This is a genomic window from Acinetobacter sp. YH12255, from assembly GCF_013417355.1.
Classification (GTDB): domain Bacteria; phylum Pseudomonadota; class Gammaproteobacteria; order Pseudomonadales; family Moraxellaceae; genus Acinetobacter; species Acinetobacter pseudolwoffii.
Genome location: NZ_VPEC01000006.1, coordinates 60,392 through 83,157, shown reverse-complemented (window position 1 = coordinate 83,157; position 22,766 = coordinate 60,392). Strand labels below are relative to the sequence as shown.

Annotated in this window: 22 protein-coding genes and 2 pseudogenes; 19 read left to right on the top strand and 5 right to left on the bottom strand. The window is 46.2% G+C overall.

The window, feature by feature from the left end; translation table 11 throughout:
• Positions 1 to 174: 174 nt before the first annotated feature.
• From paaA to FTV30_RS04095, 12 genes are all read left to right on the top strand, one after another.
• Complete coding sequence (gene paaA, locus FTV30_RS04150; protein WP_074384100.1) at positions 175 to 1,119, top strand: 1,2-phenylacetyl-CoA epoxidase subunit PaaA; 945 nt, start codon at positions 175 to 177, stop codon at positions 1,117 to 1,119.
• Between the two features lie 31 nt (positions 1,120 to 1,150).
• Positions 1,151 to 1,441: a 1,2-phenylacetyl-CoA epoxidase subunit PaaB gene (gene paaB / locus FTV30_RS04145; protein ID WP_004279183.1), complete on the top strand. Its 291-nt coding sequence runs from the start codon at positions 1,151 to 1,153 to the stop codon at positions 1,439 to 1,441.
• Between the two features lie 17 nt (positions 1,442 to 1,458).
• Positions 1,459 to 2,214 (top strand): 1,2-phenylacetyl-CoA epoxidase subunit PaaC, encoded by a 756-nt coding sequence (gene paaC, locus FTV30_RS04140; protein WP_180001078.1) that lies wholly within the window; start codon positions 1,459 to 1,461, stop codon positions 2,212 to 2,214.
• Positions 2,215 to 2,242: 28 nt separating this feature from the next.
• Positions 2,243 to 2,743 (top strand): 1,2-phenylacetyl-CoA epoxidase subunit PaaD, encoded by a 501-nt coding sequence (gene paaD / locus FTV30_RS04135; protein ID WP_005247163.1) that lies wholly within the window; start codon positions 2,243 to 2,245, stop codon positions 2,741 to 2,743.
• Between the two features lie 75 nt (positions 2,744 to 2,818).
• Entirely contained in the window at positions 2,819 to 3,877 is a 1,059-nt protein-coding gene (gene paaE, locus FTV30_RS04130; RefSeq protein WP_180001077.1) for a 1,2-phenylacetyl-CoA epoxidase subunit PaaE, read from the top strand.
• A 40-nt stretch (positions 3,878 to 3,917) separates the two neighbouring features.
• Positions 3,918 to 4,688 carry an enoyl-CoA hydratase-related protein gene (locus FTV30_RS04125; RefSeq protein WP_180001076.1) on the top strand — a complete coding sequence of 257 codons (771 nt, stop codon included), beginning with the start codon at positions 3,918 to 3,920 and terminating at the stop codon, positions 4,686 to 4,688.
• Positions 4,688 to 5,479: a 2-(1,2-epoxy-1,2-dihydrophenyl)acetyl-CoA isomerase PaaG gene (paaG, locus tag FTV30_RS04120; protein ID WP_180001075.1), complete on the top strand. Its 792-nt coding sequence runs from the start codon at positions 4,688 to 4,690 to the stop codon at positions 5,477 to 5,479. Before FTV30_RS04125 ends, paaG begins: the two co-directional genes overlap by 1 nt.
• A 3-nt stretch (positions 5,480 to 5,482) precedes the next feature.
• Positions 5,483 to 7,036 (top strand): 3-hydroxyacyl-CoA dehydrogenase, encoded by a 1,554-nt coding sequence (locus FTV30_RS04115; RefSeq protein ID WP_180001074.1) that lies wholly within the window; start codon positions 5,483 to 5,485, stop codon positions 7,034 to 7,036.
• Positions 7,037 to 7,047: 11 nt separating this feature from the next.
• Positions 7,048 to 8,259, top strand: a complete 1,212-nt coding sequence (gene pcaF, locus FTV30_RS04110; protein WP_180001073.1) for a 3-oxoadipyl-CoA thiolase — start codon at positions 7,048 to 7,050, stop codon at positions 8,257 to 8,259.
• A gap of 60 nt (positions 8,260 to 8,319) precedes the next feature.
• Positions 8,320 to 9,612 carry a phenylacetate--CoA ligase PaaK gene (gene paaK / locus FTV30_RS04105; RefSeq protein WP_180001072.1) on the top strand — a complete coding sequence of 431 codons (1,293 nt, stop codon included), beginning with the start codon at positions 8,320 to 8,322 and terminating at the stop codon, positions 9,610 to 9,612.
• Between the two features lie 63 nt (positions 9,613 to 9,675).
• Entirely contained in the window at positions 9,676 to 10,614 is a 939-nt protein-coding gene (gene paaX, locus FTV30_RS04100; protein ID WP_005095916.1) for a phenylacetic acid degradation operon negative regulatory protein PaaX, read from the top strand.
• A 31-nt stretch (positions 10,615 to 10,645) separates the two neighbouring features.
• Positions 10,646 to 11,245, top strand: a complete 600-nt coding sequence (locus tag FTV30_RS04095) for a hypothetical protein (protein WP_005095918.1) — start codon at positions 10,646 to 10,648, stop codon at positions 11,243 to 11,245.
• Between the two features lie 55 nt (positions 11,246 to 11,300).
• On the opposite strand, the gene FTV30_RS04090 is transcribed toward FTV30_RS04095, so the two are convergent.
• Together FTV30_RS04090 and FTV30_RS16220 are read right to left on the bottom strand one after the other, a co-directional pair.
• On the bottom strand, positions 11,301 to 11,777 hold the full coding sequence (locus FTV30_RS04090) for a hypothetical protein (protein ID WP_005095921.1): 477 nt from the start codon (positions 11,775 to 11,777) through the stop codon (positions 11,301 to 11,303).
• Positions 11,778 to 11,824: 47 nt separating this feature from the next.
• A pseudogene (locus FTV30_RS16220) lies at positions 11,825 to 11,977 on the bottom strand (cytochrome C assembly protein); the annotation flags it as partial.
• Here FTV30_RS16220 and FTV30_RS16420 point away from each other — a divergent pair.
• Positions 11,966 to 12,232: pseudogene (locus FTV30_RS16420) on the top strand (class I SAM-dependent methyltransferase); the annotation flags it as partial. The pseudogenes FTV30_RS16220 and FTV30_RS16420 overlap by 12 nt on opposite strands.
• Before the next feature lie 60 nt (positions 12,233 to 12,292).
• Here FTV30_RS16420 and FTV30_RS04080 read toward each other — a convergent pair.
• Positions 12,293 to 13,102, bottom strand: coding sequence for an inner membrane protein YpjD (locus FTV30_RS04080; RefSeq protein ID WP_180001071.1), 810 nt, complete (start codon positions 13,100 to 13,102; stop codon positions 12,293 to 12,295).
• Between the two features lie 138 nt (positions 13,103 to 13,240).
• Here FTV30_RS04080 and ffh point away from each other — a divergent pair, with 138 nt between their 5' ends.
• The 3 genes from ffh to FTV30_RS04065 all read left to right on the top strand — a co-directional run bounded on the left by ffh (position 13,241) and on the right by FTV30_RS04065 (position 16,113).
• Positions 13,241 to 14,647, top strand: coding sequence for a signal recognition particle protein (gene ffh, locus FTV30_RS04075; protein ID WP_005095929.1), 1,407 nt, complete (start codon positions 13,241 to 13,243; stop codon positions 14,645 to 14,647).
• A gap of 150 nt (positions 14,648 to 14,797) precedes the next feature.
• Complete coding sequence (locus FTV30_RS04070) at positions 14,798 to 15,370, top strand: alpha/beta hydrolase (protein WP_005095930.1); 573 nt, start codon at positions 14,798 to 14,800, stop codon at positions 15,368 to 15,370.
• Between the two features lie 137 nt (positions 15,371 to 15,507).
• Positions 15,508 to 16,113 (top strand): alpha/beta hydrolase, encoded by a 606-nt coding sequence (locus tag FTV30_RS04065; RefSeq protein ID WP_180001070.1) that lies wholly within the window; start codon positions 15,508 to 15,510, stop codon positions 16,111 to 16,113.
• On the opposite strand, the gene FTV30_RS04060 is transcribed toward FTV30_RS04065, so the two are convergent.
• Positions 16,064 to 16,807, bottom strand: coding sequence for a type III pantothenate kinase (locus tag FTV30_RS04060; RefSeq protein WP_005172432.1), 744 nt, complete (start codon positions 16,805 to 16,807; stop codon positions 16,064 to 16,066). The genes FTV30_RS04065 and FTV30_RS04060 overlap by 50 nt on opposite strands.
• Positions 16,808 to 16,820: 13 nt before the next feature.
• Positions 16,821 to 17,576 carry a biotin--[acetyl-CoA-carboxylase] ligase gene (locus FTV30_RS04055; RefSeq protein WP_180001069.1) on the bottom strand — a complete coding sequence of 252 codons (756 nt, stop codon included), beginning with the start codon at positions 17,574 to 17,576 and terminating at the stop codon, positions 16,821 to 16,823.
• Positions 17,577 to 17,603: 27 nt separating this feature from the next.
• Between FTV30_RS04055 and FTV30_RS04050 the strand changes: the two genes are divergently transcribed.
• From FTV30_RS04050 to smc, 3 genes are all read left to right on the top strand, one after another.
• Positions 17,604 to 18,407 carry a sulfite exporter TauE/SafE family protein gene (locus tag FTV30_RS04050; RefSeq protein ID WP_005095936.1) on the top strand — a complete coding sequence of 268 codons (804 nt, stop codon included), beginning with the start codon at positions 17,604 to 17,606 and terminating at the stop codon, positions 18,405 to 18,407.
• 199 nt (positions 18,408 to 18,606) lie between these two features.
• Positions 18,607 to 19,302: a GntR family transcriptional regulator gene (locus tag FTV30_RS04045; protein WP_005095938.1), complete on the top strand. Its 696-nt coding sequence runs from the start codon at positions 18,607 to 18,609 to the stop codon at positions 19,300 to 19,302.
• A gap of 11 nt (positions 19,303 to 19,313) precedes the next feature.
• A complete protein-coding gene (smc, locus tag FTV30_RS04040; protein ID WP_180001091.1) occupies positions 19,314 to 22,766 on the top strand; it encodes a chromosome segregation protein SMC in 3,453 nt (1,150 codons plus the stop codon).

Genomic DNA, 22,766 nt, shown 5'->3' with positions numbered 1-22,766 from the left:
TAAATCTGTATTTAAAAATGCGTAACAATAAAATAAAAAATATTAAATTATATAAAACAAATATTTATTAAAAATAAGGGGTGAAAATTAAATGATACCAATAAATAGATATTGATTTTAATTGCGTATCGTTTTAATTTGAGTGTATCAACACTTGGGATAAGTGAGGGAACAATGAATAATCAACAACAAATCTTCGATCAAAAGATTGAAAAGGATATTTCCATCGAGCCGAAGGACTGGATGCCGGATGCTTATCGTAAAACCTTGATTCGTCAGATCGGTCAGCACGCACACTCTGAAGTGGTGGGCATGTTGCCAGAAGGCAACTGGATTACCCGTGCACCGACCTTGAAGCGTAAAGCTGTGCTGATGGCAAAAGTTCAGGACGAAGCCGGTCATGCTTTGTATCTGTACAGTGCTGCAGAAACCTTGGGTGCGGATCGTGACGACATGATGGATAAGCTGATTGCCGGTCGCATGAAATATTCTTCAATTTTCAACTATCCAACCCTGAGCTGGGCCGATGTTGCCGCGATTGGCTGGCTGGTAGATGGTGCAGCAATTGTCAATCAGGTTGCGCTGTGCCGTACATCTTATGGTCCTTATGCCCGCGCTATGGTGCGTGTGTGTAAAGAAGAAAGTTTCCATCAGCGTCAGGGCTTTGAAGCCATGATGGAATTGGCCAATGGTACGCCGGAACAAAAGCAGATGGCACAGGATGCAGTGAATCGTTTCTGGTGGCCGGCACTGATGATGTTTGGTCCAAGTGATGATAATTCACCGAACAGTGCACAAAGTATGCAATGGAAAATTAAATTATTCAGTAACGATGAGCTACGTCAGAAATTTGTCGATAACACCGTGTCGCAAGTTTTGCAGCTGGGTTTAACCGTTCCAGATCCAGACCTTAAATTCAATGAAGCCACCGGACATTACGAATTTGGTGAAATTAATTGGGATGAGTTTTTTGCGATTCTTGCAGGCAAGGGACCGTGTAACCATGAGCGTATTGAAGCACGCCGCAAAGCTTGGGAAGGCGGCAAGTGGGTACGTGAGTCTGCAGCAGTCTATGCTCAAAAACAGCAGCAACAGTCACAAGCACAAAAAGTTGCTTAAAACAGTTTGATCAATATAGGGAATTTTGCTCATGAATAACAAAAACAACTGGTCACTTTATGAAGTGTTTGTGCGTAGTAAACAGGGTCTGAGTCACCGTCATGTCGGCAGCCTGCGTGCACCAGATGAGGAAGTCGCACTACAAAATGCCCGCGATGTATATACCCGCCGCAATGAAGGTATCAGTATTTGGGTGGTGAAATCTGAATTGATTACCTCTTCACAGCCAGATGAAAAAGCAGAATTTTTTGAACCCGCTCTGGACAAGGTTTATCGCCATCCAACCTTTTATAACATTCCAGCTGGCATCGAGCACATGTAAAGGGAAAGGTGAAGATTATGACAAATCAAGTATTGGCAGAATTTCTTTTACATGTGGGTGACAGTCAACTGATCCTGTCACATCGTTTGGCAGAGTGGTGTGGTCATGCACCTGAACTGGAGCTGGATATTGCCTTGGCCAATATCGGACTGGATTTATTGGGTCAGGCACGTACTGCACTCAGTCTGGCGGGGGAAGTGGAAGGACAGGGTCGTGATGAAGACAAGCTGGCTTATTTCCGCACCGAGCGTGAATACCGTAATTTGCTGCTGTGCGAACAGCCGAATGGTGATTTTGCCCAGACTTTGGTGCGCCAGTGGTTGATGGATCACTACCATGCTTTATTGTTTAGCGCCTTAAGTCAAAGTCAGCATACTGAACTAGCTGCTTTTGCAGTGAAATCACTCAAAGAAGTGAAATATCACCAGCGTTTTTCCACTACCTGGATGGAACGCTTAAGTTTAGGTACCGCAGAAGCGCATGACAAAACCCAGCAAGGTTTAAACCAGTTATGGCGTTTTACCGAAGAGCTTTTTGTCCTGACGGCTGATGAAAGACAGCTGGTTGAGAGCGGTGTCATTCCAGAGATTGAACATTTAAAAGCCCAGTGGCTGGAGACCATTACATCCGAGTTAGCGCGATTTGAATTAAGCCTGCCAGAGCTAGGCGCTTATCGCAGTGGGGCTAAACAGGGTTTACATACAGAACATCTCGGTTTTGTTTTGGCTGAACTGCAATACATGCAGCGCTCTTATCCAAACATGAACTGGTAATTCGGCACAATCACAGGGAGTGAGTCGCATGAATCTGATTCGACACGTAGAAGATCAATGTTGGGACGTTTTACAGCAGGTTTCTGATCCAGAGATTCCAGTATTGTCAGTGATTGATCTGGGCATGATTCGTGGCGTCGAGCTGAATCAGCAGGATGAAATTGTGGTGCGACTCACGCCGACCTATAGCGGCTGTCCGGCCACGGATTTATTAAAAGCAGAAATTACCCAGGCTTTCGAGGCGAACGGTTTGACGCCGGTCAAAGTCATTGTGGATCTGTCTCAAGCCTGGACTACGGACTGGATGAGTGAATCGGGCAAACACAAATTACAGCAATATGGTATTGCCCCGCCGCAAGGCCAGTCACATAGCTGTGGTACGCATGTGGCATTGACCGATGGCATCACCTGTCCACAGTGCTTAAGTAACAACAGCAAATTATTAAGTGAATTCGGTTCGACAGCCTGTAAAGCTTTATATCAATGTCGGGACTGCTTAGAAACTTTTGACTATTTCAAATGTATTTGATTGTAACGATTGCGCGGTGGGCAGGGTAAACCAATAACAAGCCTGAACACCGCCACCTAAAAGAAGGATTTTGCCATGAGCCAATTTATACCATTAACCATTAAATCGATTCAGCCACAAACCGAGCAAGCGATCTGCATTGCCTTTGATCTCGCGCCTGAGCAGTTGGATACTTTTCAATATCAGCCGGGTCAGCACCTCACCATTCGTCATTTAACCGATGACGGCGAGCTGCGCCGCTGCTACTCGATCTGCAGTGATACTCAGGAAGACATGAGCATTGCGATTAAAAAAATTGATCAGGGTCAGTTTTCAACCTGGGCCAATGCGCATCTCAAAGCGGGCGATGTACTAGAAGTCATGCCACCGCAAGGGGTGTTCTTTCAGAAAGCCGCCAAGGCTGGTGGCCAGAATTATCTAGGATTTGCAGCAGGCAGTGGCATTACGCCAATTTTATCGATTGTAAAGTCGGTGTTGAACCGTCAAGCGGAAGCAACATTCACTCTGGTATATGGCAACCGCTCCTGGAAACAGACCATGTTCTCTGAACAGATCATGGACTTGAAAGACCGTTTTAAGGAACGTCTGCAACTGGTAAATATTTTTTCACGTGAACTGAATGACAGTGACATCTTTAATGGTCGGATTGATGCAGACAAATTGCAGCAGTTATTTCAGGCCAATCTGATTTCTGCCGAAGCAGATCACTGTTTCGCTTGCGGTCCTGAAGAAATGATGACAGCAGTCGAAACGGTATTACCGACTTGGGGCATTCAACGCAGCAAGATTCATACGGAACGCTTCAATACGGGTACTGCACCGAAAGCAACCGCCCAGCAGATGGAAAGCCGCAGCGAAGAACGCGTCAATATTATCCTGGATGGTCGCGAGCTGATTGTTGAAGTCTCCAAACAGGATGACAGTATTTTAGATGCTGCGCTACGTGCCGGAGCAGACCTGCCATATGCCTGTAAGGGCGGCGTCTGTGCAACCTGTAAATGTAAGGTATTAGAAGGTCAGGTTGAAATGGCAGTCAACTACAGTCTGGAAGAAGATGAAATAAAAAAGGGCTATGTGCTCAGTTGTCAGGCACGTCCAACCACGGCCAATGTACGACTCAGTTTTGATGAATAACAGCTGAATTTACAGCATCGAGCATAGCAGGAGTTCAAGGATGACCTACATTAAAACCAGCTTACCCAAGCCAGGTGTGGTACTGATCGAGTTAAACCGTCCGGAAAAGCGCAATGCCTTAAACAATGCCACCTTGCAAGAGATTGCAGCCTGTTTGCAGAACCTGGAAACAGATGCTGCTGTGAAAGCGGTGGTCATCACCGGAAATACGCAATGCTTTGCTGCCGGTGCTGATTTAAATGAATTGGCGCAGTTAGATGTGGTCAGCATCCAGCAGGATCAGCGGCCACTGCTGTGGAAAAAAATTGATGAATTTTCCAAACCTTTAATCATGGCCGTGAATGGTTATGCTCTTGGTGCAGGTTTCGAGTTGGCCTTGCATGGTGACATGGTGCTGACCGGAGAAAATGCCCAATTTGCCTTGCCTGAAATTGGTTTAGGCATGTTGCCGGGCGCCGGTGGCACACAGCGTCTGGCACGTTTAGTCGGTCAGCAATTGACGATGCGCTGGGCCATGACCGGTGAAATGATTTCAGCACAAGCCGCATTGCAACATGGAATGAGCAGCCAGATTTGTCCGACAGGATTGACCGTGCAATACGCACTGGAACTGGCAGAAAAAATTGCCAAGCAGGCACCGCTGGCCATTCGCGCCATCAAGCAATCTTTAAAGTCGATTCATGAAGTGACATTAAGTCAGGGACTGAAATTGGAACGTCAGCATTTTGTCTGGCTGGCGGCGACCCAAGATCGCCAAGAAGGCATCAATGCATTTTTACAAAAAAGAAAACCAGAATTTAGAGGTGTGTAATGGAATATCAAACAATTATTGTCGAAGAAAAAAATGCAGTGGGCTATCTGACCTTTAACCGTCCGAAACAGCTCAACAGCTTTAATGAAACCATGCATCAGGAAGTCTCCAAGGTCATCAAGGCCTGGGCCAAAGACAGCCAGATTCGTGCCGTGGTGATTTCAGCTGAAGGCCGTGGTTTCTGTGCCGGCCAGGATCTAAATGATCGTGTGGTCGATCCGAATGCCGATGCACCGGACTTAGGCCTGTCGATTGAAAAATACTACAACCCTTTAATCAAACTAATTACCGAGATGCCAAAACCGGTAATTTGTGCGGTGAATGGTGTGGCCGCAGGGGCAGGCGCCAATATTGCCTTGGCGTGTGACATTGTGGTGGCAGCAAAATCGGCTTCCTTTATTCAGGCCTTCTGCCGTCTAGGTTTAGTGCCAGATTCAGGTGGCACCTGGTTCCTACCTCGTCTGGTCGGGCGTGCCCAAGCGATGGGACTTGCCATGCTCGGCGATAAAATTCCGGCTGAACGCGCAGTACAACTGGGCATGATCTGGCAAGTGGTTGAAGATGAGCAATTGCAGGCAGAAGCGAAAAAACTGGCAGAGCATCTGGCACAGCAACCGACCTATGGTCTGTCCCTGATCAAAAAAGCCATTCATGCCGCAGCCGACAACAATCTGGATGAGCAGCTCATTCTGGAGCGTGACCTGCAACGTTTGGCTGGACGTTCAAGCGATTATAAAGAAGGTGTACAAGCCTTTATGCAGAAGCGTACTCCTGAATATAAAGGATGCTAAATCATGCAACAGATCAATTTAGAGCAAGTCAAAGTTGCTGTGGTCGGTGCTGGAACCATGGGGATTGGCATTGCGCAACTGGCCGCCATGCACGGGCATCCGACTTATGTGTTTGACCTCGATCGCAGCAAAGTTCAGAGTGCCTTAACTGCTTTAGAGGCGCAGCTCAGCAAGCGCGTACAAAATGGCAAAATGACCCAGCAACTGCTCGATAGCACTTTGGCTAATCTGATCGTGGCAGAGGATATTCAGCAGCTTGCCGATGCGGGCTTAATTATTGAAGCCATTGTCGAAAAGAAAGAAGTGAAACAAAACCTGTTTCAACAGCTTGCTACCATTTGTCCAGAACAGACAATTTTTGCTTCCAATACTTCCTCGATTTCCATTACTGCAATTGCCTCGGCGATTCCGAATCCGGAACGGGTGATTGGGCTGCATTTCTTTAATCCGGCCCCCGTGATGAAACTGGTCGAGATTATCCGCGGACTGAAAACTTCAGCAAGGATTGCCGATGCAGTATTTGATCTGATGAAGGACTGGAACAAGGTTCCGGTACGAGCCAAATCGACGCCCGGTTTTATCGTCAATCGTGTCGCACGACCTTATTATGCCGAAGCCTTTCGTGCCTTGCAGGAAAATGCCACTACACCGGAACAGCTCGATTACATCATGCGTGAATGTGGCCGTTTTGCCATGGGACCGTGCGAACTCACGGACCTGATTGGTCAGGATGTGAATTTCTCGGTCACGCAAAGTGTCTATCAGGAGTTTTTCTATGAGCCACGCTACCGCCCATCCTTGATTCAAAAAGAACTGGTCGATGCCGGCTGTTATGGCCGCAAGTCCGGTCAGGGTTTTTATGATTACACGCAGTCCAAGCCTGCACCTGTATATGAATTGCCAGTGTGTTATGCCAAGTCGCTGAATAAGCTCAAAGTCACGGTAAAAGGTGAATGGCTACATTCCTTAGCCCTGATTGAACGTTTAAAACAGGCCTCTCATGTAGAGCTGAGTTTTCAGGCGGCAGAACAGAATGAAATCCTGATTGGTGATCTTTCCCTGCGATTATCGCTTGGAGAGTCGGTTGAACTGGCTTATCCGCATGCGCCTGTGGTGTTGATGGACTGGCATGCAGATTGGACAAATGCTCAAGCGATTCCAGTAGTTGCATCACCAGCATGTAGTGCTGAACAACGCCAGGTAGTGGAGCTATTCCTTATAGGTATGGATATGATACCTATTTGGTCTAAGGATCATCCAGGTCTTTATGTTATACGTAGTATTGCCATGTTGGTGAATGAAGCCTGTGAAGCGGTATTACATGCTATTGCATCAGAACAAGATATTGATTCTGCTATGAAATATGGAGTGAATTATCCTTGTGGTCCATTCGAATGGGCAGATAAAATTGGATATTACACAATTTTACAAATTTTAGAAAATATGTATCGTATTTATGGTGAAGATCGCTATAGAACTAGTATATATTTAGCAAAGAAAGCGGTGCAGGGACATGCACAGAAAACTCAGCAGCAACCATTACGTGTTGCTGGCTAAAAGGAAGAATCATGGAACAGGTTTATATTTTTGATGGAATTCGCACCCCGATCGGACGCTATGCCGGTGGACTGAGCAGTATTCGTGCCGATGATCTGGCAGCGCTACCGATTCAATATCTGAAAGATCAGCACCCTGCCTTGCCATGGGCAGAACTGGATGAAGTGATCTTGGGCTGTGCCAATCAGGCCGGTGAGGATAACCGCAACGTGGCGCGTATGGCTGCTTTACTCGCAGGGCTGCCTGAATCTGTTCCAGCACTTACCGTAAACCGTTTATGTGCCTCAGGTCTGGATGCGATTGGACTTGCAGCACGTGCCATCAAATCGGGTGAAGCCCAATTTGTTTTGGCTGGCGGTGTAGAATCCATGAGCCGTGCGCCTTATGTACAATCCAAACCTACGACTGCCTTTAGCCGTACCCCTGAAATTTATGACACCACCATTGGCTGGCGTTTTATCAACCCAAAATTTAAAGCGCAGTTTGGCGTCGACAGCATGCCGGAAACGGCCGAAAACGTCGCTGAAAAATATCAGATCAGCCGTGCAGACCAGGATCTATTTGCCTATCACAGCCAGCAGAAAACTGCAGTAGCCCAGCAGAAGGGTATTTTTGCCGAAGAAATTCTGCCGGTAGAGGCCAAAGGTCCGAAGAAAACCACCCTCACCATTTCCCAAGATGAGCACCCGCGTGCAGAGACGACACTGGACAATCTGGCCGCCTTAAAAACCCCATTTCGTAAAGAAGGCGGTTCAGTCACTGCCGGCAATGCTTCGGGTGTCAATGACGGTGCAGCTTGCGTATTGCTGGGCAATCAGCAGTTTGCCGAGCAGTATGGTTTGAGCCCGAAAGCCAAAGTGATCGGGATGGCCAGCGCCGGTGTTGAAGCTAAATATATGGGTATTGGCCCGGTGCCAGCAGTACATAAAGTGCTGAAACAGACTGGCCTGAGTCTGGAACAGATGGATGTGATTGAGCTGAATGAAGCATTCGCAGCACAGTCGCTGGCCGTGATTCGTGAACTTGGCTTGCAAGACGATGATTCCAGAATCAACCCGAATGGCGGTGCCATCGCCTTGGGTCATCCGCTGGGTATGAGTGGCACCCGTCTGGTGATTACCGCCATGCATGAACTGAAACGCCGTAAAGGCAAATATGCACTGTGCACCATGTGTGTCGGTGTCGGTCAAGGTGTTGCACTGGTTTTAGAAAATATGGATTAAGAACATCATTCAATTAATGAAATAAATCGTGGTCAGGATGACTGCGTCAGGAGTAAGAATATGAATAACAATGCAATAGAAAAAATTGAAAAAGTATCGGTTGATGAGTTACGCAGTGTCCAGCTACAGCGTATGAAAAAGACGTTGCAACATGCTTATCAGAACAGTCCGGTTTATAAAAAGAAATTTGATGATGCGGGCGTGCATCCGGACGATTTTAACTCTCTGGAAGACCTAGCGAAATTCCCGTTTACCACCAAACAGGATTTACGCGATAACTATCCTTTTGGCATGTTCGCTGTGCCACAGGAACAGATTGTACGTGTGCACGCATCTTCTGGCACCACTGGTCAGCCGACCGTAGTTGGTTATACCCAAAATGATATTAATGTCTGGTCAGACGTGGTGGCGCGTTCATTACGTGCAGCCGGCTTGAGCAGTAAAGATATCATTCAGGTGTCTTATGGTTATGGTCTGTTTACGGGCGGTCTAGGTGCGCATTATGGCGTTGAGCGTTTGGGTGCAACCGTGATCCCAATGTCTGGCGGACAAACCGATAAACAGGCGCAACTAATCCATGACTTTAAACCGACAGCACTGATGGTTACACCATCTTACTGCCTGAATATTATTGAAGCGCTTGAGAAGAAATTTGGCACAGCCAAAAACTGTTCGATTAAAACCGGTGTATTTGGTGCAGAACCATGGACCAATGAAATGCGTAAGGAAATTGAAGAGCGTCTAGGCATTGATGCGCTGGATATTTATGGTCTGTCTGAAGTGATGGGGCCAGGTGTTGCAATGGAATGTCTCGAATCCAAAGATGGCCCAACCATTTGGGAAGATCATTTTTATCCTGAAATCATTCATCCTGAAACTGGCGAAGTGCTGGCAGACGGTGAGCTAGGTGAACTGGTATTTACCACTATTACCAAAGAAGGCATGCCGGTAATCCGTTACCGTACCCGCGATCTGACCCGTTTATTGCCTGGCACGGCACGTACCATGCGCCGTATGGACAAGATTGTTGGCCGCAGTGATGACATGATGATTATCCGTGGAGTGAATGTGTTTCCGTCGCAGATTGAAGAGCAGATTTTACAGATCCAGCAACTGATTCCGAACTACCAAATCCAGATTTGCAAACAGGGACATCTGGATACATTGCATATCCGTACCGAAATGCGTAAAGATAGCAGTGACATTATGGCGCACCAGCTGGCAACTCAGCTTAAGGGCCAGATTAAAACCATGGTCGGAATCACGGTAAGTGTCGAAGTGTTGCCTGAAGGGAGTCTGCCACGCTCTGAAGGTAAGGCACAGCGCGTTTTTGATATCCGCAAGTCTGCATGAAGTACTATTGGATGATAGCCAAATGGTCTATCATCCAGTTTCTATAAGGTAAAGTTAAACGCAATGAATCCGAAATTAAAACAAATAATTGATGACTTTATTCAAACTGAAGCACTCAGCGGAACCTCATTAATCATGACCATCTTCGGTGACTGTATTTTTCACCGGGGTGGCATTATCAGTCTGGCCAGTCTGATTCAGCTTATGGATGTCTTCGGATTTAATGAACGATCGGTACGGACTGCCGTATTCCGTCTGGTCCAAAATGGCTGGCTGATGTCTGAAAAAATTGGTCGCACCAGTTATTATCGCGTGACCGAAAGTAGCCGCCAGCGCTTCATTATGGCGGATCAAAAAATTTATAGTTTTCAGCATACCGAATGGGATCAAAAATGGGATCTGGTGCTGCTCAGTTCGGTGGAACTGGAAAATAAATTGGTTCTGAAAAAAGAACTGGAATGGCTGGGTTTTGCCAATATCGCCACCAATGTCATGGCCTATCCGGGCTGTGATCACCAGAAACTGCAAAACCTGCTGCTGAACCTGAAAATGACCGATCAGGTGGTGGTGTTTAAGGCCGAAACCTTGCAGCTCTGGCAGGAATCCTATCCAACTGTAAAACGCATGGTGGCCACCAACTGGCCGGTGCAGGAACTGCATCAGCGTTATGAAAAATTCATTGCAGATTTCCGGGAATTCTTTCATCTGGTGGAACAGGAAGATGAACAGGATCCGCTACAGGCATTTCAGCTGCGTATTTTACTGATTCATCAATTCCGCCGGATTTTATTAAAAGATCCAAATCTGCCTTTTGAATTATTGCCATCCAACTGGCTTTCCCTGAATGCCCGTAATCTGAGCAGTAATTTATATCAAACCGTGGTTGCGGCAGGGGATGAGTTCTTTATGGAGATCGCCCGAACTTCGGAAGGTTCGATGCCGCCGGTACATCCACAATTTTATAAACGTTTTGGTGGTTTGCGACTCGAAGCCGTCAGCTAATCTAATTCTGCATTTTTAAAGGAATAAAATAATGCCGTGTTATGCCATTGATGGTGTGATTCCTGTGGTCAGCCCTCGTGCTTATGTGCATCCGCAAGCCGTCTTGATTGGGGATGTGGTCATTGAAGAGGGTGTGTATATCGGCCCTTTTGCCACCTTGAGAGCCGACTTTGGCGGGATTCACATCCAAAAAAATGCCAATGTTCAGGATTCCTGTACCATCCATGGCTTTCCCGGTAGCGTCACGCTGGTCGAAGAATATGGCCATATCGGACATGGCGCGATTTTACATGGTTGTATCATTCGCAAAAATGTACTGGTGGGCATGAACAGCGTGATTCTGGATGAAGCCGAAATTGGTGGAAATACCATTATCGGTGCCAATAGCACGGTTAAAGCTAAAGCCCAGATCCCGGAAAATTCACTGGTGCTCGGTAGTCCGGCGCGGGTCATTCGTCCCTTGGACGCCAAAGAAATCGCCTGGAAAAGCAAGGGAACGCAGGAATATATTCAGCTGACAGAACGCTGTCTTTCTTCGATGCAGGAAGTTGAACCATTGTCTGAAGATTCAGCAGATCGCCTGAACTATCAGGCCTTTGATGCGGAATATCAAATTAAAAAGAATCATTAATTTAGCACTTGGCTGATGATCGTATCAGCCAAGTTTTTTATTTCATTTATAAAAATTATAAACGGCGACATTGACCTTCTTTGTCACCATTGACCCGGTTATTGCCACCGATCGGTTGAATGCGGTTGGATTCGCATTGCAAATTACCGTCAACCACATTGTCATTTACAGTAATTTTTTGGGTATTCTTTTTCAGCTGGATGTCACCCTCTACCTGATTGGCAGTGAGCTGAATCGTCTGACCGCCTTCTAGCTGGATATTGCCGTCAATCCGATTATGTTGTGCCAGAACCGAGCTAAAACGTCCTTTCGATTCCAGATTGCCATCAATCGCAGTATTTGAAATTACTGCTTGAGCACCCTGATACAACATGACATTGCCTTTAATGGTGGCATTATCAATCTGACAGTTTTGGCTGATACTGACATTGTCATCAATCGTGCGATCTTTAATGCTACCGTGACAGTGATAATCTGCGAAACTTGCGCTGGATAAACAAAGTAGTGCTAAACCTGAAAGTAATTTTATCATCATGATCCTTGGTGTATTTTTAATGCACTTTAACCATAATTTTTGAATATGACATTACCGGTCATCAGCATATCAAACAGGAGTGATTCCATGTCTTGATAAGAAGGCAACAAACTGACCCAAACCCGGCGTTTTTGCTTCTTTTTCAGCTCGCGATCCTGAAGTCGCAAGATCACGGCCTGAATGGTCGCCATGTAGATGAAGGATATAAAAATCTACCATTTCCCTTTCAGGAAATTGCGATTCAGCCACCGGTATTACAGGTTGAATGGAACTTTTATCAGTTAATTGGTTATATGAGTACCTGGTCAGCCGTGAAAGCTGCCACTAAAGCACTTGGACATAATCCATTGGATGTACTGGCAGATGCTTTATTGCCAGAATGGGAAGATCCAGAATTGCCTAGAGTCATTCGCTGGCCATTATCAGTGCGTGCGGGGCGTATAATCCTTTAAAGAATACTCAAGCTAAAGCCTTTTCATTGAACAATGAATTGAATATTTCAAGGCTCAGAATTATCGCCCTAGAATCATTTCCAGCACGAATTTAGAACCAATGAAACCCAGGGCCAGCAAGCCAAAGCCGAGCAGGGTAAAGCGTACGGCTTTCTGGCCACGCCAGCCAAACTTCCAGTGCCCGATTAACAGTGAACCGTAAACCAGCCAGGAAATAATACTAAAGGCTGTTTTATGTGCCAGATGCTGGGCAAAGAAATTATCAATGGTAAAAAAGCCAAAGCCTAAAGCAAGCGTCAATAAGACGAAACCGGTCATCAGCATATCGAACAGCAGTGATTCCATATCCTGATAAGACGGTAACAGGCTGACCCAGACCCGGCGTTTTTGCTTTTTCTTGAGTTCACGATCCTGCAAACGCAAAATCACAGCCTGAATGGTGGCCATCAGCAATACGGCATAGGCAGACAAAGACAAAATAATATGAATGTCCAGGCCCAGAGAATTTTGGCTAATGATTTTAGCCGGCTGGGTAAAGACAAAGCCGAGAATTAGACCCGTGGCGGCCACGGGAATACCGATCAGATTCAGGGCAATAATTGGACGATAAGTACTGTAAATAATGCTGAGTAACAGCATCAGACCAGAGGTAAAGGAAAACAGGGCAAAGACATCATAATTGATGCCAATCGGAGTACGCATATCGCCATATAAAACCAGCGCGTGCAATACTAGTCCGAGCATCGCGGTTAAGCCGACAAACCATTGATTGGGGCTACGTTTAGACATTAAATGAATGAACAGATACCAGAATGAAGCGGTATAAGCGACTAATGCTAAGATCGTATAAACCAAGGGGAGGCTAACCATGTCAAACCTTTTTAAGGGTGATGAATATTCATTTATATAAATTCGCTGCGAACTACAGTATCCTATAGCATTCTATGCATAAATTTTCTATTTTAAGAAACAATTTTTTGCTCATGGCTATTTTAAGCGGATTTTGCAATGTTTGATACCTTAACAGAACGACTCACGCAGAGTTTAAGAAATGTTACTGGCTCAGGGCAGCTAACCGAAGACAATATTAAAGATACGTTACGTGAAGTGCGTATGGCGCTTCTTGAAGCCGATGTTGCGTTACCTGTAACTCGTGAATTCATCGCGAAAGTTAAGGAAGAGGCATTGGGCCAGGAAGTGATGACTCAGTTATCTCCTGGACAGGCTTTTGTCAAAATCGTTCATGACGAATTGACCAAAATGATGGGCGCGGCCAATGAAAGCCTTGACCTTGCCGCAAAACCACCGGTCGTTGTCCTGCTGGCAGGTCTACAAGGTGCGGGTAAAACCACCACTGCAGCAAAATTGGCACGCTTTTTACAAGAACGTCAAAAGAAAAAAGTGGCAATGGTTTCTGCCGACGTCTATCGTCCCGCAGCGATCAAGCAACTACAAACGGTTGCAGGCGAAGTCGGTGCGATTTTCCTGGAATCTAGCGCAGACGAAAAACCGATTACGATTGTAAATCGTGCGATTGAACAGGCAAAAATCCAGTTTGCTGATGTGTTAATTGTCGATACTGCCGGTCGTTTACATGTCGATAATGACATGATGGACGAAATTAAAGAGCTGCATGCGGCGATTAACCCGACTGAAACCCTGTTCGTGGTCGATGCCATGACCGGTCAGGATGCGGCGAATACGGCCAAAGCCTTTAATGATGCCTTGCCTTTAACCGGTGTGATCCTGACCAAAACCGATGGTGATGCACGCGGTGGTGCGGCACTGTCTGTGCGTGCCATTACCGGTAAGCCAATCAAATTCTTGGGTATGGGCGAAAAGCTTGATGCCTTGGAGCCATTCCATCCTGAACGTATCGCACAGCGTATTTTGGGTATGGGTGACGTCCTTTCTTTGGTCGAAGAACTTGAGCGCAAGGTCGACAAAGAAAAAGCCGAAAAAATGGCGAAAAAACTGCAAAAAGGCGGCAGCTTCAACTTTGAAGATATGCTGATGCAGTTTGAGCAGATGAACAAGATGGGCGGCATGATGGGCTTCCTGGACAAACTTCCTGGCATGAGCAATGCCGGTCTGCAAGATGCGTTGGCCCAGGCCAATCCTGAAAAGCAGGTCAAGAAAATGGAAGCGATTATCCAGTCGATGACCATCAAAGAGCGCCGTAATCCAGACTTGATGAACCCAAGCCGTAAAAAACGTATCGCAGCAGGTTGTGGTATGGAAGTGGCGGAAGTCAACAAGTTGATTAAACAACATGCGCAAATGGCCAAGATGATGAAGAAATTTGCCAATCCGTCAGGTATGGCAAAAATGATGAAATCACTCGGTGGTTTGCAGAAACAGTTTGGCGGCGGCGGTGGCATGGGTCCACTGTTCGGCGGCAATGACAAGAAATAAGATTCTGATTTAAAAAAGGCGCGAAATGCGCCTTTTTTATTATGTATCAATCAGAAAACCGGTTTAAACAAAACAACATTTACTTACCCAAAATAAAAATCCAATCAGGCAGACTCAGGAACATCAGCACAAAACAAAGAGAAATTTAAAATGGCTCAAGTGATCATCGTCCATGGTTATACTGCAAGCCCGGAAGAAAACTGGTTTCCATGGATTCAGGAAAAAGCCCAACAGGAAAATGTCAGCTTAAAAGTACTGCGACTTGACCCATCGACCACACCCAAGCTAGAGGTGTGGGACCAGCAAATGCGTGAGCAGATTGAGGGGATTGATGAAGACAGTATTTTTATCGGGCATAGCCTAGGAACTGTGGCTGTATTGCATTACTTATCCAGAGAGTTAAAACAGCAAAAGATTCAGCAATTGGTATTGATCGCAGGATTTAATGGCCGCTTGGGTCGTTTAGATGAAGTCAATCCGTTTATTGATGCTGCTGAGATCGATTTTGATCTGCTTAAACAGCAGGTGGCAGAACGGGTGGTGATTTATTCTGAAGGCGATGATCGGGTGGAGCCTGAATTTAGCCTGGAACAGGCAGACAGTCTGGATGCGATTGTGGTGAGTGCCAAGCATCAGGGACATTTTATCGATTCAGAAGGCTGTACCGATCTGCCAGAACTCTGGAAAGTGATTGAGCCTTATCTGATTAAAGCTGAATCTTAAGCAGGTTGTTGGATTCGTTCAATTTGTAAATTGAGTCTGAGATGGGATGCAAAAAGTTACTTGAATTTCATCTTCAGACTGTTTAATAGTAGTTTTTGTCAAAGCACTTTGTGCTCAATTATAATAAGTAAAACACGATGAAAAATATAATCAACAAAGTCTATATCGTGCCTGATTATCAGGCCACCTCAAATGACCATTGGTATCCGTGGCTGAGTCGCCAACTCAAAAATGTCGGTGTTGATTCAAAACGGATTATGCTGGCCAATCCTTTTCAGCCTGACCTAGAAGAATGGCAGCAAAATCTGAAACTGCATATTCCACATCTGGATGAGCATACGTTTTTAGTTGCCCATGGCCTGAGTGGACTCAGTGTTTTAAGTTTTTTACAGCAACATTATCTCCAGCAGCACCGCAAGACCGGCGGGGTCATTCTGGTTTCAGCTTTCGATACACCGCTGGTGGCCTGGTCGGAACTGAATAAAATGCTGCAGGCGACACGACTGGATCTGAACAACCTGCCGTATAGCTATAAACGCGCGGTCATGCTGATCTCCAGTAATGATCCTTTTGTACCTGCACCGGTTTCCCTGCGCCTAGCCCACAGCTTAAATGCTCAAATTTTTGAGATTAAAAAAGCCGGACATTTTAACAAATATGATGGATTTACCGAATTTCCTCAATTGCTCGAAATCATGAAACTGTGTCTGGCAAATGAGCCGCAAAATGCTGCAAACCTTTAAGCAGAAGATCAGGTTCAATCCTCGGCTGATACGGCTCAAGATGTTGGGCAAACAGTGGAGCATCTCCACCGGTTAGTACCAGCTGTGCCGGAAAATCATGCAGCACTTTTTCAATGGTGCTGAGCAGACCGAGCAGAATGCCATGATGTACTGCATCGATGGTATTGCGTCCGGGATTGAGCTCAGAGAATGCGGCATCCGGAATTTTAATACCTTTGGTATTCTGAATCAGTGCATCACGTTGTAAATATAAATTTGGCAGAATAAAACCGCCTAAATGTTGTTGTCCTTGAATCAGGTCAATGGTCAGCGCTGTACCACAACTAATCACACAATAATTCTCATGAGGCTGGGTCGCGACAGCAAGTACCTGTAGCCAGCGGTCAATCCCCAGTTGTGCCGGTTCATCATAGCCACAAATCAGGCCAGCATATTGGGCCTGCACCTGAGCAAAAATCACTGGAATATGCAGACCATCTAATATACTGAGAATGCGCTCATTATTGACCTTGTCCTGAACCGAAGACAATCCGACCTGATCCAGATCCAGCGTTTTAAAGTGCTGAATCAGGCCAAGTAACAAATCGGCAGGGGATTGTAAATGTAATTCCGCTGCATGTTCAATGATCTGATCTTGTTCGGTAATCCAGTATTTGAGTCGGGTATTGCCAATATCTAGCCATAGTTTCTTCATGGATTATGCCTGTTCAAGGATTATTTTTGAGCCGTAATTGACCTTGGTAAAAGATGTGGACACCTGTTTCAGTCACGATTTTAACCGCGCCATCATCCTGAATACCCAGAAATTTTCCTGAATATTGCCCTTGCAGATCGGTAAATTCAACCCTCTCTTGGATAAAAGCGGCATGTCGATTGAAACGACCAGACAGATTCTGGCTGCCATAACTAAACCATTGTCCGGCTTGCTGAATCGCCAGATACAGTTCTGCAATCAGCTGAATGCGTGAACCCGGATGCAGGCCCAACTCATTCAATGAGGTCACTTGCTGCTCGGGAACCTCAGCAGACATTGGGCTGAGGTTGATCCCGACCCCGATCACCACCTGCGTAGGTGAAATCGGTTCCACCAGAATGCCGCCCCATTTGCCTTTGACGCTATACAGGTCATTCGGCCATTTTACTTGCAAGTCCAGCCCTTGTAGACTGGGCATTTGCAGGATATTTAACGCAATTTCCAGAGCCAAACGGCCATCGATGGGTTTTTGTGTATGCAGCAATGTGCTTAAATAGATATTCCCTTCAGGTGAAATCCACTGACGCTGGCGCTGTCCACGGCCTTGGGTCTGCACATGGCTGCAGACCAGAACCTGCTGTACCCCCTTGGTTGCCAATTCCCGCACATCGTCATTGGTCGATGTGGTAATCGGTTTGATGAGCAATACTTCCGGAAGCTGGCCTGCATCGCTTAATCGTTGTTGCAGTTCACGAGTTTCTACATCCATTTGAATCTAAACGTGGTAAATATCGTTATGGAGTTAATCATATATTTATTGATTGGTGCAATTGCAGGATTTACCGCTGGCCTGTTTGGGGTTGGTGGTGGTTTGATTATTGTGCCGATTCTGTACATTGTTTTTACCCAGCTCCAGTACGATCCCAGCGTGATTATGCACATGGCGGTGGGGACTTCTCTGGCTACCATTATTGTCACCTCGATCAGTTCTGTCATGGCGCATCATCAAAGAGGTGCCGTGTTGTGGTCGGTATTTCGTAATCTGGCACCCGGCTTGATTATTGGTTCCTTCCTGGGCGCAGGGATTGCTGACTATTTATCTGGTCAAGGCTTGCAGCTGTTGATCGGGTTCTTTGCAGTCTGGGTGGCATTTAGAATGTTTAAAGGCGCCAATGTTCAGGTCGATCCGAATAAAAAATTGCCTTCAACCCCAGTACAACTCGCTGCGGGCGGTGGGATTGGTGTGGCATCGGCGATCTTTGGGATTGGTGGCGGTAGTCTGACAGTCCCGTTTTTGAATCGCTGTGGCATCGTGATGCAAAAAGCCGTGGCGACCTCTGCGGCTTGTGGATTGCCGATTGCCGTGGCAGGCGCATTGGGCTTTATCTGGTTTGGTCAACAGGCCCAAGTCGCAGTACCAAATACGATTGGCTATATCCATATTTATGCCTTTATTGGCATCAGCATGATGAGTTTTTTCACCGCCAAACTCGGTGCAAAAGTGGCACATTTACTTTCACCTGCGGTACTGAAAAAATGTTTTGCGGCTTTACTGACCACCGTCGGCCTGTATTTTATTTATCAAGGTTTTATGGCCTGATTTAATTTTTTAGGTTGAACTGATGTATCACCTAAGGAGAATGGTTCACTATTCTCCTTTTTTATGAACTTGAGTTGGCTGTAGAGACACAAGATTGTCTGACAATGACACAGTATTCATCGAAAAAATTCTGTCTAATAGCAATATAGCCCAAATCATGGGCTGAACCAGTATCCATAAAAATAAAGACAGGAACGGTATGCCATTAGAACAAGCACACAGTTTGTCTGAGCAGATTGCCAAACACATTAGCGAACAGATTATTCGCGGCGAATTGGTCGAAGGCGAACGTATACAGGAACTCAGGATTGCCTCGGAGCTGGATGTCAGTCGAGGGTCAGTTCGTGAAGCCCTGCTGTTGCTGGAACGCACCCAGCTGATTGAAATTTATCCGCGTCGCGGTGCCATTGTCTCGGAAATGTCAGCCTTGCAGGTGCGGGCCTTATTTGACATTACCTCTTTATTGCTGGGGCAGATGGTGCATCGTATGGCTGAAACCTGGCGGAGTCATGAAGCCGAGCGCATTCAGCTATTATTAGAACAATTAGAAGCAGAAACTCGCCAAGGACATACAGAAAAGTTTTATGATCTGATCTTTCAGGGCATGGCCCAGCAACATGAGATGGTCGGAAATCCCTATCTGATGCGCTACTATCAGGAACTGTTACCTTGCTTGCGGCGTAGCTATTTCCTGACCCTGAATATTTCCAGACGCGAGTTACAGGAATCTTTCGACTTATTTAAACTGGTCACTGAAGCAATTTTGATACGAAAAACCCATCAGGCCGCTTTATTTATGGAAGATTTTTGTCGACACTTACGCAACCTTGTGTTGGAATCTCTGACACGGATGAAACAAATTGAACTCGCGTGGGCCAGACGCTCACGACGTTAAATCAGGACATTATGCGTTTAAGCAGTTTAAAACTTTCAGGCTTTAAATCTTTTGCCGACAGTACCACTTTACATTTTAAAGATAACCGTACTGCAGTCGTGGGACCGAACGGGTGTGGTAAATCTAACGTCATTGATGCCATACGCTGGGTCATGGGCGAGTCCAGTGCGCGCCAGCTGCGTGGTGGCAGCATGCAGGACGTGATTTTTACCGGAACTGCCAAGCGTAAACCGGTGGGCATGGCCAGTGTAGAACTGCGCTTTGACAATACCTATGGCAAACTGGGCGGTGCTTATAATGCCTATAATGAACTGGCAGTCCGCCGTCAGGTCAACCGCGATGGCAAGTCTGAGTATTTCCTGAATGGCAGCAAATGCCGGCGTCGTGACATTACCGATATTTTTCTGGGCACCGGTCTGGGGCCACGTTCTTACGCGATTATTGAACAGGGCATGATCAACCGTCTGGTCGATGCCAAGCCGGATGAAATGCGGGTCTATATTGAAGAAGCTGCCGGGGTTTCGCGTTATCAGGCACGGCGCCGTGAAACCATGCTGCATCTGGATCACACCACGCAAAACCTGTCGCGTCTGGAAGATATTGCCTCTGAACTTAAATCTCAGTTAAAAACCCTGAAACGTCAGGCTGAAAGCGCGATTCAATATAAGCAACTGGAAGCACAGATTCGTAGCATCAAGATCGAAATCCTGTCTTTCCAATGTGAACAAAGCCAGCGCTTGCAAGAAGAATATACCGTGGAGATGAATACTCTCGGAGATAATTTTAAGCTGGTGCGTTCCGAGCTGACTACGGTTGAACATGATTTAGGTCGTACCAGTGAACTGTTTCAGCGTCTGATTCAGCAATCGACACCTTTGCAAAGTGAATGGCAACAGGCCGAGAAAAAACTGGCCGAACTGGAAATGACCTTGCAGCAAAAACAGTCTTTGCTCGAGCAAAATTCCACCAGTCTGGTCAAGCTGGAACAGCAAAAAGCCCAGACCAAAGAGCGTTTGCAATTGATTGAACTGCAACTCGATACCTTGCAGCAGCAAGCTGAAGATCAGCAAGCACAATTGCAGCAGCAAGATGGCCAGAATCAGGCGCAGAGCCAAAATCTGGCTGATCTCAAATCACAACATACAACAGTCGCGGCACAATTTGCCCAAATCAAAACTCAGGTCGAACAGCAGCAGCAGCGTAAATTACAAATGCTGGCTCAAAGTGAACAACTGGCCAAGAATATTGAGCGGATTGAACAGCAAAAACAGACCGTACAGCAACAGAGCATACAGATTCAGCATCAAGCGCAACAAGATGAGCTAGAGCAATATCAACAAGACAAGACTGAGATCGAACAGCAGCTATTCACATGTGAAGCGCAACGCACTGTATTGCAAGATCAATTGGCTCAAGTTCAGACCGAGCAGGCAGAACAGCAGCAGTGCTTGATGCAGTTAAAATCTGAAATTCAGGTGCTGCATTCAGAACAGAACAACCTCAGTCAATTGCTGACCAAAGCCAATCCACATGCCAAGGCCGATGCACTACAGCTAATGCATGTACTTAAGCTCAACGATGCAGGCAAAGACTATGCAAAGTTGATCGAAAAGTTTCTGGCAAAATGGCTGTCTGCCCAGATTCTGGCAGAGGGTGAAAACTTTCTTGAAGATCGGGCGCGTCAGTTAAAACCATATGCTGTACAGGATAAAATTCAGATTGCCAATACCGTGTGTCTGGCCGACTGGATTGAATCTCCACAGTATTCACTGTGGCAGCAGGTTGCAGTTGTAGATTCATTAGCGCAAGCCTTGAAACTTCAAACTGGGCTTTTGCAAGGTCAGACCCTACTCAGTCTGGATGGCTATCAGGTTGGGCCTGATTGGGTGATTGCGCTGGATTATGATGAATCGAGCCAAGCCGCTCAGGGCGCATTGAGTCATCGTATCCGTCTGGAGGAAATCGAGCTTCAGTTATCAGCACTGAATACCCAACTTACTCAGGCTGAAGAGCAACTGCCTGAACTGAATCTTCGGGTGAAGGAGTTAAAAACCCAGATTCAAACGATCAGTGAGCAGTACAAGCACACACAAAAGCAACTGCAACAACTCGATGTCAATATTGCCAAAGTTCAAAGTAGTGCTCAGGCTTTCGCATTACAGAAGCAGCAATTACAGCATCAGCTGCAACAACTCGATGAGCAACTTGAAGAAGATGCCATGCAGAAAGACGATCTGGAAATTGACCTGCATGCCTTGAATATCAAGCTGGAACAAGCGCTACCAAATTATAAAACCCTGCAATTCCAGCTGGAAGCATTGAGCACTCAGTTAGATGACTCGCAGCAGCTTAGCCAGCAAGCGCAGCAGGAACTGGAACTGCTGCGCCGTCAAAGCGTACAGAGTCAGCAGCAGATTGAATTGCTGGAAAAAGATCAGGTATTTTTAATAGAACAGTATCAACAAATTAATCTACAAATCGAGCAAGCCAAGAAATTTGTCGATCCGGTACAGCTGGAATTGCCTGCTTTACAGAGCCAGTTTAATGAACAGGCGCAGATCACTGAAAAGCTGCAAAAAACCTGGGCCGACTGGCAGATCGAATTAAATCAGGTGCAGAGCAAGCAGCAGCAGTTGACTGAACAGCGTCACAGTTTCCAGCAGCAGGATGAAAAACTGCGTACAGCACTGGAAGCCAAACGTCTGGCCTGGCAGGCAGCCAAATCTAATTTGCAGCATTATTCAGAACAATTAAAAGAACTGAATCATGAAGTCATCAGCGGTTTAACTATTGATGTCAAAACCCATCAGGCGAAACTGGAAAAAGCTCAGGTGCAGTTCGATAAGCTCGGTGCAGTGAATCTGGCGGCTTCTGAAGAATATAAAGAAGTCTCGAAACGCTATGAGGAACTGAGCCACCAGATGCAGGATCTGGAAAATACTGTGGAACAGCTACAAGCTGCGATGAAAAGTATTGATCAGGAAACCCGCAAACTGTTTATGCACACTTTTGATCAAGTCAATGCCGAACTGCAAAACCTGTTCCCGAAAGTATTTGAAGGGGGCGAGGCGAGTTTAAGTCTTGAAGATGGATGGCAATCGGGTGTAAAACTGATGGCCCGACCACCGGGTAAACGTAATAGCTCCTTGGCATTACTCTCCGGTGGGGAGAAGGCTTTAACTGCATTGGCACTGGTATTCGCGATTTTTCGCTTAAATCCGGCACCTTTTTGTGTACTCGATGAAGTCGATGCACCGCTAGATGATGCCAATGTGGGACGTTTTTGTAATTTAGTCAAAGAGCTTTCTGAACACGTGCAATTTATTTATATTACCCATAACAAACTTGCAATGATGATGGCGACTGATCTTTTAGGTGTAACCATGCCTGAACCGGGAACCTCAAAATTAGTGACAGTAAATTTGGAACAGGCAAAAGAATACGGCTTAGCTGCGGAGGTATAA

What these genes read in the sequence shown, in the direction of transcription:
- paaA (WP_074384100.1), top strand. Translation starts at nt 175, where the DNA reads ATGAATAATCAACAACAAATCTTCGATCAAAAGATTGAAAAGGATATT.
- FTV30_RS04115 (WP_180001074.1), top strand. Translation starts at nt 5,483, where the DNA reads ATGCAACAGATCAATTTAGAGCAAGTCAAAGTTGCTGTGGTCGGTGCT.
- paaX (WP_005095916.1), top strand. Translation starts at nt 9,676, where the DNA reads ATGAATCCGAAATTAAAACAAATAATTGATGACTTTATTCAAACTGAA.
- FTV30_RS04060 (WP_005172432.1), bottom strand. Translation starts at nt 16,807, where the DNA reads ATGAAGAAACTATGGCTAGATATTGGCAATACCCGACTCAAATACTGG.
- paaB (WP_004279183.1), top strand. Translation starts at nt 1,151, where the DNA reads ATGAATAACAAAAACAACTGGTCACTTTATGAAGTGTTTGTGCGTAGT.
- FTV30_RS04055 (WP_180001069.1), bottom strand. Translation starts at nt 17,576, where the DNA reads ATGGATGTAGAAACTCGTGAACTGCAACAACGATTAAGCGATGCAGGC.
- FTV30_RS04070 (WP_005095930.1), top strand. Translation starts at nt 14,798, where the DNA reads ATGGCTCAAGTGATCATCGTCCATGGTTATACTGCAAGCCCGGAAGAA.
- FTV30_RS04045 (WP_005095938.1), top strand. Translation starts at nt 18,607, where the DNA reads ATGCCATTAGAACAAGCACACAGTTTGTCTGAGCAGATTGCCAAACAC.
- ffh (WP_005095929.1), top strand. Translation starts at nt 13,241, where the DNA reads ATGTTTGATACCTTAACAGAACGACTCACGCAGAGTTTAAGAAATGTT.
- FTV30_RS04095 (WP_005095918.1), top strand. Translation starts at nt 10,646, where the DNA reads ATGCCGTGTTATGCCATTGATGGTGTGATTCCTGTGGTCAGCCCTCGT.
- FTV30_RS04125 (WP_180001076.1), top strand. Translation starts at nt 3,918, where the DNA reads ATGACCTACATTAAAACCAGCTTACCCAAGCCAGGTGTGGTACTGATC.
- paaD (WP_005247163.1), top strand. Translation starts at nt 2,243, where the DNA reads ATGAATCTGATTCGACACGTAGAAGATCAATGTTGGGACGTTTTACAG.
- FTV30_RS04080 (WP_180001071.1), bottom strand. Translation starts at nt 13,102, where the DNA reads ATGGTTAGCCTCCCCTTGGTTTATACGATCTTAGCATTAGTCGCTTAT.
- paaG (WP_180001075.1), top strand. Translation starts at nt 4,688, where the DNA reads ATGGAATATCAAACAATTATTGTCGAAGAAAAAAATGCAGTGGGCTAT.
- FTV30_RS04090 (WP_005095921.1), bottom strand. Translation starts at nt 11,777, where the DNA reads ATGATAAAATTACTTTCAGGTTTAGCACTACTTTGTTTATCCAGCGCA.
- FTV30_RS04065 (WP_180001070.1), top strand. Translation starts at nt 15,508, where the DNA reads ATGAAAAATATAATCAACAAAGTCTATATCGTGCCTGATTATCAGGCC.
- paaE (WP_180001077.1), top strand. Translation starts at nt 2,819, where the DNA reads ATGAGCCAATTTATACCATTAACCATTAAATCGATTCAGCCACAAACC.
- pcaF (WP_180001073.1), top strand. Translation starts at nt 7,048, where the DNA reads ATGGAACAGGTTTATATTTTTGATGGAATTCGCACCCCGATCGGACGC.
- paaC (WP_180001078.1), top strand. Translation starts at nt 1,459, where the DNA reads ATGACAAATCAAGTATTGGCAGAATTTCTTTTACATGTGGGTGACAGT.
- paaK (WP_180001072.1), top strand. Translation starts at nt 8,320, where the DNA reads ATGAATAACAATGCAATAGAAAAAATTGAAAAAGTATCGGTTGATGAG.
- smc (WP_180001091.1), top strand. Translation starts at nt 19,314, where the DNA reads ATGCGTTTAAGCAGTTTAAAACTTTCAGGCTTTAAATCTTTTGCCGAC.
- FTV30_RS04050 (WP_005095936.1), top strand. Translation starts at nt 17,604, where the DNA reads ATGGAGTTAATCATATATTTATTGATTGGTGCAATTGCAGGATTTACC.